10 protein-coding genes are annotated in these 9,749 nt (G+C 40.2%); all 10 read left to right on the forward strand.

All coding sequences use genetic code 11. The annotated features are described in order from the left end of the window. The coding region (locus ACRBG0_RS21340) for a hypothetical protein (RefSeq protein ID WP_431488879.1) at positions 1-188 on the forward strand (188 nt) is incomplete at its 5' end. Between the two features lie 165 nt (positions 189-353). Further along, positions 354-1,430 (forward strand): GNAT family N-acetyltransferase, encoded by a 1,077-nt coding sequence (locus tag ACRBG0_RS21345; RefSeq protein WP_431488880.1) that lies wholly within the window; start codon positions 354-356, stop codon positions 1,428-1,430. 96 nt (positions 1,431-1,526) lie between these two features. Continuing rightward, complete coding sequence (locus tag ACRBG0_RS21350) at positions 1,527-2,603, forward strand: GNAT family N-acetyltransferase (protein ID WP_431488881.1); 1,077 nt, start codon at positions 1,527-1,529, stop codon at positions 2,601-2,603. A 5-nt stretch (positions 2,604-2,608) separates the two neighbouring features. Beyond that, positions 2,609-3,397 (forward strand): 2-oxo acid dehydrogenase subunit E2, encoded by a 789-nt coding sequence (locus ACRBG0_RS21355; RefSeq protein ID WP_431488882.1) that lies wholly within the window; start codon positions 2,609-2,611, stop codon positions 3,395-3,397. A 29-nt stretch (positions 3,398-3,426) separates the two neighbouring features. After that, a complete protein-coding gene (locus ACRBG0_RS21360; RefSeq protein WP_431488883.1) occupies positions 3,427-4,380 on the forward strand; it encodes a D-2-hydroxyacid dehydrogenase in 954 nt (317 codons plus the stop codon). 226 nt (positions 4,381-4,606) lie between these two features. After that, on the forward strand, positions 4,607-5,944 hold the full coding sequence (locus ACRBG0_RS21365; RefSeq protein ID WP_431488884.1) for a tyrosine-type recombinase/integrase: 1,338 nt from the start codon (positions 4,607-4,609) through the stop codon (positions 5,942-5,944). Positions 5,945-6,187: 243 nt separating this feature from the next. Further along, the gene (locus ACRBG0_RS21370) at positions 6,188-7,153 is read left to right on the forward strand and encodes a Fic family protein (protein ID WP_431488885.1); all 966 of its coding nucleotides are present in this window, start codon (positions 6,188-6,190) and stop codon (positions 7,151-7,153) included. Between the two features lie 107 nt (positions 7,154-7,260). Continuing rightward, positions 7,261-8,376 (forward strand): hypothetical protein, encoded by a 1,116-nt coding sequence (locus ACRBG0_RS21375; protein ID WP_431488886.1) that lies wholly within the window; start codon positions 7,261-7,263, stop codon positions 8,374-8,376. 216 nt (positions 8,377-8,592) lie between these two features. Further along, on the forward strand, positions 8,593-8,895 hold the full coding sequence (locus ACRBG0_RS21380; protein ID WP_431488887.1) for a hypothetical protein: 303 nt from the start codon (positions 8,593-8,595) through the stop codon (positions 8,893-8,895). A gap of 16 nt (positions 8,896-8,911) precedes the next feature. Further along, positions 8,912-9,616 (forward strand): hypothetical protein, encoded by a 705-nt coding sequence (locus ACRBG0_RS21385; RefSeq protein ID WP_431488888.1) that lies wholly within the window; start codon positions 8,912-8,914, stop codon positions 9,614-9,616. Positions 9,617-9,749: the final 133 nt, after the last annotated feature.

The following is a 9,749-nucleotide window of genomic DNA, read 5'->3' on the forward strand; positions in this document are numbered from 1 at the left end:
GTGCTCGTTTCACTCGCGGGGATGCTCTTCCGATGAATCGGAATCGCGAAGGTGCTCGTTTTACTCGCGGTGGTGTTCATTCCGATTTCTCGGAATTCACGGTGGTGCTCGCTGCGCTCGCGGTTTTTGCCCACCCCGCGAACGAAGTGAGCACAGCCATTCGCGTCAGCAAATCTCCCCGCGAGTGAAACGAGCACGACCGTGAGCGCAGCGAACACTCCCGCGAACGAAGTGAGCATAAACCACAAACAAAGTGAGCATAAATCCTCCAACATCTATTATCTTTACAGCTTGAGAAAAGGAGATGAATAGAAGGAGCGTTCAACGTAATCGCCCCTGAGGAAAATTGATATATGCCTTCATCGATATTAGCGCCCACCAGCTTAAGTGCCACCGAACTTGACGAATACCTAGCCCGGGGCTGGCGACCATTGGGACAAAGAATTTATACCGCTGATTTTATCCAACTAGAGTTAGGAGAAATCTTTAGTGTCGTCCCTACCCGACTGCCCTTGACTTCGCATTTGTGGAGCAAACGACAGCGTAAACTCTTGCGTAAGAACAATCAAATTTTCCGGATAGAGATTCGCAGTGCTGAAATTACCCAAGAGAAACTTAGGGTGAACGAACAATACCTACTCGAGAACCCCACCAAAAGTGTTGAAGAGTTACAAATTCATACAGAATTCGATGGCAGAAAAATCTTCAATACCCTGGAATGTTCCGTTTATAAAGAGGAGGAACTGGTAGCCTTTAGTTTTTTCGATGTTGGCCAAAACAGCACCTACAGCAAAGCGGGCATCTATCACCCCGCTTATAAAGATTATAGCCTAGGGACTTACACTATGTTGTTAGAAATAGAATGGTGTAAAGAAAACGGCCTACAGTACTACTATCCCGGTTATATATCACCAGACATTCCCCTATTTGATTACAAAACAAAGATTGGTGAAGTTGAATTCTGGAGTCTTCAACTTAGGAAATGGTTGCCTTATTCATCGTTTGATAATACTAAACATGGTCCTTTAACTTTGATTCTCGATCATACCGAGGAATTACAGAAAGAATTAGAGGTTTTGGACTATCGTGTACCTATATACCAATACGTATTCTTTGAAATGCAGATGATGCAGAAAGGGATTTATAAACTTTTAGAGCAGCCTTTCTTACTCCTCCTGCATTGTCCATCTCCACAAAAGTGCTGGGTCGCGGTCTACAATATTGACTTAGCCGTCTACGAATGCTGGGTTTGCGATTTTAATCGAATGATTACCTTTTTTGAGCAAATCCCCCAAGGGCACAAGCTTTTTCGCTATGTCTTAGAACAGCGAAAATTGTTATTCCGCACAGAAACGGTGACCGAGTTTCTTTTGAAAACAAGAGGACTTCTTTCACCCAATCAGCAAAACCTTTCTCCTCGCGAATATTAATTAGCGTGAGGTGTATTATCTTTACAAATCTGAGGCTACTCTCAGGAACTCATTTTAGAAAAAACCTGTTTCTTTGCCTGTCACACATCTGTCCTTATGAGTTTTTTTGCGGAGAAGCATTATCCTGAAGCAGTCTTGGGAAGTTCCTTAGACGAATACCTTGCCAGAGGCTGGTATCGTATGGGGCAATCTATCTTTACAACTCACTTTCTTTGTTTTGGGGAGCAGCTCTATTCCGCTATTTGGATCAGACTGAATATGCAACAACATCAATTTCGCAAAGGGCAGCGGAAGCTGATGCGGAAAAATGCAGAACGTTTTCAGATAAAATATGCTCCTTTTAAACTTACGCAAGAGAAAGAGAATTTATACCAGAAGTATAAGCAACACTTTCCTGGCTACATTGCTCGTTCTTTGCAAGAAAGCCTTCTAGACGGAGAAGAGTACAATACTTACCATACGATTGAAAGCCAAATTTACGACGGTGACCAGCTCGTAGGTCTAAGCTATTTTGATCTTGGGAAAGACAGTGTTGCGAGCATTCTTGGCATCTACGATCCCGCTTACGCCGAATACAGTATTGGCTATTACACCATGCTATTAGAGATGGAGTATTGCCGTCAGCATAGTATCAAATACTACTATCCAGGTTATGTAGTCCCTGGCTACGAGCGCTTTGACTACAAACTACGCGTCGGAGAAGTTGAATACCTCCAGCTATCCACCAATAGCTGGGAACCTTACCTTAAATTCCAGACGAAAGAGGTTCCTTTATTGCAAATGGAACACCAGTTGAAGGAGGCACAGGCAAGCTTGGCAAAAGCTAATGTTGCATCTCAACTTTACTACTACCCACTATTTGAGGCCAATTTGTTTGGGATGCTCCAAGCTACCTACCTAGACTTCCCAGTCTTTCTCAATATTGAGCCCCTCTACCCTACCCCACAGTTTCGCTACTTCCTGGTTTTTGATGTTCGTGATCAAGAGTTCAAATTGCTGCGCTGCTCCAACTTCGATGACTTCCGGTTCTACTTTAACGATGCCTATACCCAGGCTTTCGATCCAGCTACCTTTCTGGTCGAACTGACGGTAGTCGAACAGCTCCTTTTCAAAACTAAGCAATTAGAAGAACTAAAACTGGTCTTAACCCATAACCACGAAAAGCTGGTCTAAACCCTATGAAAAACAGCTCCTTAGATACTGCATGGCGAAGAACAGCGTCTACTATTTATCAAAAGCCTACTGATTCCAAGATTGTCGGATCAGTAGAATTTGATGTAACAAACCTCCATGCTTTTATTCAGCAGAAGCGCCGTGACGGTCTAAAGCTTACACCTACACATATTTTTACCGTAGCAACCGCTCGCGCCATCGCCGAAAAGATCCCCGAAATGAATAGCTTCATCCGGCGAGGAAAAGTGGAATTACACCCTCAGATCGATGCGATGGTCAGCGTTTTGCTCCCAAAAGGCCAAATGGGGTCGGTCAAATTAGAAAAAGTAGACGAGCTCAGCCTTGAAGCTGCGGTAACGCAGCTAAGAACAAAAATAAAAACAGCTCGCCAGCAGCAGGATGAAAGTGAAAAGCTAAAAAATGGTTTAGGCAATATCCCTTGGCCATTTAGAACGTGGGTGTATCGTTTAATCTATCTATTGACCATCCGTTGGGGTATCTCTTTACCGGGCTTATCTACCCATCGCTTTGGCTCCTTTGTGGTTTCCAATATCGGCAGCCTCGGGCTTGATGTTGGCTACCCGGCCCTCTTTCCCGTTGCCAATGTGCCATTTGTCCTCATTTTAGGCGGAAGCCAGGAAAAACCGTGGGTCGTAGATGGAGAAATCAAAATACGCACCATCATGAAAGTTGCGATCGCGATGGATCATAGGATGCTCGATGCTTCGCACGGAGGCCAGCTCTTTGCTTATTTAAAGCGCATTGTCAAACAACCAAGTTTGTTGGAAGTGTAAATATTTTAGAAAATCAAATAAAGCGGATCATGCTAAAAATAGTTATACTCGATGGCCACACCCTTAACCCGGGAGATATAAGCTGGTCAGCTTTAGAAGCGCTTGGAGATGTTCAGATTTACCCAAGGACTGCCCCTGAATTATTACTAGAAAGAGCTGGTACAGCAGAAGTGCTTGTGGTCAACAAACAAGTTTTGGATGCGACTACAATTGCTAATCTGCCTAAACTCCAATTTATAGCGGTTTCTGCCACTGGCTATAACAACGTGGACATTGCAGCAGCAAACCAAAGAGGGATTCCCGTAGCCAATGTTGCAGGTTACAGCACGCCCGCAGTAGCCCAGCATGTCTTTGCACTGATCCTCGCCATGACGAGCCGCATAGGTGCTCACAATCAGTCTGTACAAGCTGGCGACTGGAGCAAAAGCCCCGATTTTGCCTATACGCTGGGTGTCATCCCCGAATTGAGTACCCTCACGTTAGGTATATATGGCCTAGGCCGCATCGGTCAAGCGGTAGCCAAAGTGGGGCTCGCTCACGGCATGCAAGTATTGGCCCACCACAAACACCCAAAGCGTGATGCTATGGAAGGAGTAACATTCGTAAGCCTTCCAGAGTTATTCCAAAGAAGCAACATCGTGAGCCTCCATGCACCACTCAATCAAGATAATGAGGAAATTGTTGGCCGCCAACTCCTCAGCACCATGCCCAAGCCGTCCTACCTCATCAATACAGGCAGAGGAGGCTTAATCAACGAGCAAGAGTTGGCTGTTTGCCTAAAGGAAAACATCATCACTGCTGCCGGACTAGATGTACTGCAACAGGAACCTCCTCCGGCAGACCACCCCTTAATTGGTATACCCAATTGTATTGTCACACCACATATCGCATGGGCCACACAGGCTGCACGCCAGCGTTTGATGCAGGAAGTAGTACTAAACATCAAGGCATTTGTAGCTGGGGACGATAGGAATAGGGTGTAGATTATTCGGGGTTATGCCTGCGCTCCTCGGCACCAGACTCCTCATTACTAGCACTCCCGCCATCCTTAGGTCCTACTCGCTCTATTTGTTCCGCTCACTTGTTCGGTTCGCGGCTTTGCAGGTGTGAATTTAAAATCTATCCGTTTACAAACGTTTACAAACAGAAGTATACGTTTATCATACGACTTGTTGCAGTTCTTGGCCTTACTATTGTGCCAAAAGTACTATGCGCTTCTCTTTAAAACGCCACACCAATGGCAGCCAACTCCTTGTCGAATCCCCTTCTGACCCTTTATTGCTTGAGCGATTATATATCATCCCAGGAAGTCGTCCTGCTCAAGATGGTGAGGGCTACCTTATTCCCGATACCGAAGAGGGGCGTCAATATCTAGTGAATTTACTTACAGAAGTACGTGATCATCCGCTTCTAAATCTGAAAGTTACTCGGCTGGTCATCAAAATCCCCTATAGTAAAGCCTTGTATCAGCAACTCATTCAGTTAGAGGGTAGAAAATGGTACCCTAAAACAAGAATATGGATGGTAACAGCAAACAAAGACAATTGGCTTAAAATAAAAACCAGCCACCTCTCGGCTTACTGCCTAACCCTAATCCCCGAAAAGAACTCCCCCAAAAACAAACAAACCAAAGAACAGGTAAGTACAGTGGCAAAGATGATGATGCCCGCGATAACAGGTCATCAGGCATTGATCTATGAGGCATTGTTAGCAACCGAACAACAATTGCGCCTGCGGCATTTCAGCTGGCGTACCATCAAAAGTTATTTAAGTCAGCTAAGAATGCTCTTCTTATTTTTCCCTTCTATGCCCCCTTCCAGCTTATGCATCAAGGAGATCAGTACTTATTTATTGGATAAAATTCAAAAAAAGAACTGGCAGCCAGCCACTCAACAACAGGCGATTTGTGCCTTCAAGTTTTATTACAGCACTGTATTAGAATTGGCCTACGATTGGGATATCATCCAGCCACGAAAAGGCCGAAAGCTACCGACAGTATTGAGTCAGGGAGAAGTCATTCGTTTACTAAAGACCGTTTCCAACCTCAAGCATCGTTGTATTCTCATGTTGATCTATTCCGGGGGGCTCCGTTTAAGTGAGTTAACCAACCTTCAGCTAAAAGACATAAATTATGATCGCCGCCAAATATTTATTGATTCAGGAAAAGGCAAAAAAGACCGTTACACCCTCCTTTCCGAAAATTGCCTCCAAGCGCTGCAGACCTATCTCAAGAAATACCAACCCAAGCTTTGGCTATTTGAAGGGCAGGACGGAGGTCAATACAGCAACCGTAGTGTACAAGCTATACTGCGGCGAGCTGTTGTAGCATCGGGTATCAACCCACGCACCACTGTTCACACTCTACGCCATAGCTTTGCGACCCACCTCTTAGAACAAGGCGTCGATCTTCGTTACATTCAAGATTTACTCGGTCATGCCTCTAGTAAGACGACAGAGATTTACACTCACGTCACCAGTAGTGCTACCGATAAAATTTTAAGTCCGCTAGATGCAATTCTTGGCCCACCGAAGGACAAGAAGGAGTGATCTCACTATGCAATTTGCTACTTATCCGCAATAATTTATTTTTGAGGATTGCTTAGCCGCAACGGAAATATGCGTATTTTGTCTAGGCGGAGGGTACATTAAGCGCAACAGTAGCGATAGGTATAGGGGGATTAAGTGCAATACGGATAATGTGAGTTGTGCCCAATAAATAGTAATTAAATGATACTATAATAACTTGATATCAGCTTTTTGTTATCTTTGATAGTATCAAATGATAGTATCATGTTGCAGAAATATTATGAAGGAACTCCTAGGATTATTAACCTTTCGACAGATATTGGTAGGCTATTAGGGATTGTTGACGCTACTTACCTGAGAAAGCCTAAAACAGAACTGAGGAAGAGGAATAAGGTAAAAACAATTAGAGCTTCGTTAGCAATAGAAGGTAATACTTTAAGTGAGGAACAAATTACTGCTATAATAGAAAACAAGAGAGTAATAGGTCCAACAAAAGATATATTAGAAGTAAAAAATGCAATAGATGTTTATAATTCATTAGCTGATTTTGATCCATTCTCTGAAGAATCATATTTGAAAGCGCACGAAATGTTAATGGAAGGATTAGTAGAAAATCCAGGAAGATATAGAACAGGAGGAGTAGGTATAGTGCAAGGAAATAAAGTCGCTCATCTAGCTCCGCCAGGTTGGAATGTCCAAAATTTGATGCATCAACTGTTTGAATATTTAAATAAGGATGAGGATAATTTAATCATAAAAAGTTGTGTATTTCATTATGAGATGGAGTTCATTCATCCATTTTATGATGGAAATGGAAGGATGGGCAGGTTATGGCAAACATTGATATTAATGAAAGTCAATCCTGTATTTGAATATACTCCTCTAGAGAAATCGATAAAAGATAGTCAAGAAGAATATTATCGAGTATTAAACGAGAGTGATAAGTCAGGTTTGTCAACACGATTCGTTGAATATTCTTTAGAAAAGATTAAATTAAGTCTTGAAGAGTTGCTAGAACTTCGTCCAGAAAACATGGGTGATGAAGAACGTGTCACTTACTTTTTAAATGAGGTTGGCGATGCGTATTTTTCCCGTAGTGATTACATGAAGATATTTTCTAATATTTCACCAGCAACAGCATCCAGAGACTTACAGAAAGCAGTTGAAAAAGAGATGTTAGTAAAGGAAGGAGAAAAACGATTAACAAGATATAAGAAGAAGAAAGAGTGATACTGGGCACAACTTTGCTACCACGACAAGCTTCCCGTTCGGTCAGCCTGCGTTGTAGCTTGAGTTGTGTGCAACCCATAGTCTGAAAGAAAACAAAGGAGAAGAATATGAATAAAAATTATGATAACTATATCGCGAACATTAAGAAAACAGGCTTTCCTCTTGAGTATAGTATTAGCAAAGACTTGCAATCAAGAAGCTGGAATGTAATAAGTAATCGGTATTATATAGATGATACTACCAATAATATGAGGGAGATAGACATCCTTGCATATAAAGTATCTTTGGTAAATGAAATTCGTTTTTACACTACTTTATTAATAAGCTCAAAGAAGTCTGAGGAGAGAGATTGGGCCTTTCTAACAAAAAAGTTAAATCAGAATGATCCCAATTCAGATTATTTTCCAACGTCAAATTGGACTAATGATGAACGTCTAACACATATGCTAGACGACTCTACTTGGAGGAAGAGACTAATTGATGAAGTGTCAAAGGATGAAAAATTGGCAGCCATTTATTCAATCAATGAAGACTTGTTTGCATTTCAAGAAATGAATAAGAGTAATGGGAGGATTCAAAATGATAAAGCAATTTATTCATCGGTTAGTACACTTGTAAAATCCTTGTCTTATGAAGTTCTGAATTTAGACCGAAGAATTGAGCATAAATCATTTTATTCATTCTATTTAATTTCAGTCGTCGAGTCAGGTTTCGTTAAATTACATTTTGAAGAGAGTAATATTGAATGTTCAGATATTGATGAAATCAACTATTTAAATAGGTTTATTGTAAATGGAAAAGATGATTTCTATAAAATCCATTTCATCAAAAATAACTGTTTTGCAGATAGTTTAGTGAACTATGATTATCTACATAAGTGGAATGTTAACTTCTTTTCCAAGTTGCGAACAGAGTATGAGAAAGATCTTGTAAAAGATTGGAAAAAACTCGGTATCCAGTTGAATAAGCATAAGGTAAAAATGCAACACAGGCTATATCATCTAGTACAAAGTAGGTATTTTGATAGCTACCAAATTGATTACCTCATAATGGTGTATGAAAGCGATAATCGGAGTTTAAGGATATGCGTCTCTGAGGATCAGAAGTTTGTTGATTTTCTAACAGATTCCAAAGAGGTAAATGAGTTGACTCAAAATATGCTGCAAGAGTTTTTCTTTTATACAGGTAAATTCTACTATTCTACAGATAGTTTACCCTTTTAAAGAGAATTAATTCTGCACACAACTTTGCCTAGGACGTACATACTCCGCTACGCTACGTACGTCGCCTAGGCTTGAGTTCCACGCAATAAAAGAACAACGATAAATCACAGTGGTGAGATGAAATAAAATTTTTGAAGATATATTAGTGTTTTGTATCAGGAATATGTTTTAATATCATATTTTACGGAGTATGTTTTTCCAGAAAAATCAACTATGATGAAAAAGAAAAAAGTGGTCTTAATTTCTGGTATTGTAGTGACATTGATGTCTTTCGCATGGTTTATTTCAGATATAAGTTGGGAACCTGCAATAGGATTAGTGACAGGTTTGATAGGGATTTACATCGCTATTAAATACTCTGATAAGAATGTAGGTAATAGTAACACTAGTTTGATCAAAAAAAATATAGAAATAAATTCAGGTAATAATACTCAATACTTTAATGAAAGTGACAAACAAATAGGAGAAGAAAATATATCAATAAACTCAGGGAAAGATACTATATTCGTAAATAAGTAGCAAAAAATATACTATTATGGATCACGAAAGTAATATAGATATTAACTCAGGAAATGATACTTGGTTCTATGATCAATCGATAGTAGTCGAGACGGCTAAATCAGAAAAAACTGATGATGAGTTGATCAAAATACTCAAGAAGAATAGAACTGACCTGGAAAATCACAAATATGAGTATGTTAAGGCGGTTTTAGGTTTTGAAAAAACAAATAAAAAAGAATATGAATTGGAGAAAAGAGCTCGGATTAATGCTGTGAAACGTATTTTAAATATTAATCATACTATTATGTTCAAGTTATCACATAACGGCGCTTCATATGAAACTAGTGGATTAGAATTTGAAAGACCCGGAGAGATTATCGAAAGACTAACACCTAAAGTGAAAAAAGATACTGGCTGTTATATAACTACGGCAACTTTGCGAAATGTAGGAATTCCATTAGATAATTGCCCTGAGCTTGCTTTATTTAGAAATTTCAGAGATGAATGGGTTATGAATAAACATCCATCGGATGTATATAGTTATTACAAATTGGCTCCAATAATTTGTTCTCGAATTGAAGAATTACACAACTCTAATGAAGTATATGATTATTTGTATAATAGCTATATAACACAAGGTTACAATTATTTATTAGATAGTGACTATAACGCTGCTTTTGAATTATATGGAAAAATGGTTTCTGAATTAGTAGAAAAATATATTCCTGAAAAATGTTGAGTTATTGAAAGTCCAGAGAGTGAAATCATATAGATCTTTTTTAGTATAAATAATGCGTGGAACTTTAGCTACACGTCCATGCTTTCGCTTCGCTCCAGCACGGCGTGTAGCCTTGAGTTAGCGGAAACTTCAA

The sequence above is a fragment of the Lewinella sp. genome (assembly GCF_050633125.1).
In the GTDB taxonomy this organism is placed as follows: domain Bacteria; phylum Bacteroidota; class Bacteroidia; order Chitinophagales; family Saprospiraceae; genus Lewinella.

Bases quoted from the DNA above. Each gene is read 5' to 3' on its own strand.
- ACRBG0_RS21345 (WP_431488880.1), top strand. From the start codon at position 354: ATGCCTTCATCGATATTAGCGCCCACCAGCTTAAGTGCCACCGAACTT.
- ACRBG0_RS21370 (WP_431488885.1), top strand. From the start codon at position 6,188: ATGTTGCAGAAATATTATGAAGGAACTCCTAGGATTATTAACCTTTCG.
- ACRBG0_RS21380 (WP_431488887.1), top strand. From the start codon at position 8,593: ATGAAAAAGAAAAAAGTGGTCTTAATTTCTGGTATTGTAGTGACATTG.
- ACRBG0_RS21375 (WP_431488886.1), top strand. From the start codon at position 7,261: ATGAATAAAAATTATGATAACTATATCGCGAACATTAAGAAAACAGGC.
- ACRBG0_RS21355 (WP_431488882.1), top strand. From the start codon at position 2,609: ATGAAAAACAGCTCCTTAGATACTGCATGGCGAAGAACAGCGTCTACT.
- ACRBG0_RS21350 (WP_431488881.1), top strand. From the start codon at position 1,527: ATGAGTTTTTTTGCGGAGAAGCATTATCCTGAAGCAGTCTTGGGAAGT.
- ACRBG0_RS21365 (WP_431488884.1), top strand. From the start codon at position 4,607: ATGCGCTTCTCTTTAAAACGCCACACCAATGGCAGCCAACTCCTTGTC.
- ACRBG0_RS21360 (WP_431488883.1), top strand. From the start codon at position 3,427: ATGCTAAAAATAGTTATACTCGATGGCCACACCCTTAACCCGGGAGAT.
- ACRBG0_RS21385 (WP_431488888.1), top strand. From the start codon at position 8,912: ATGGATCACGAAAGTAATATAGATATTAACTCAGGAAATGATACTTGG.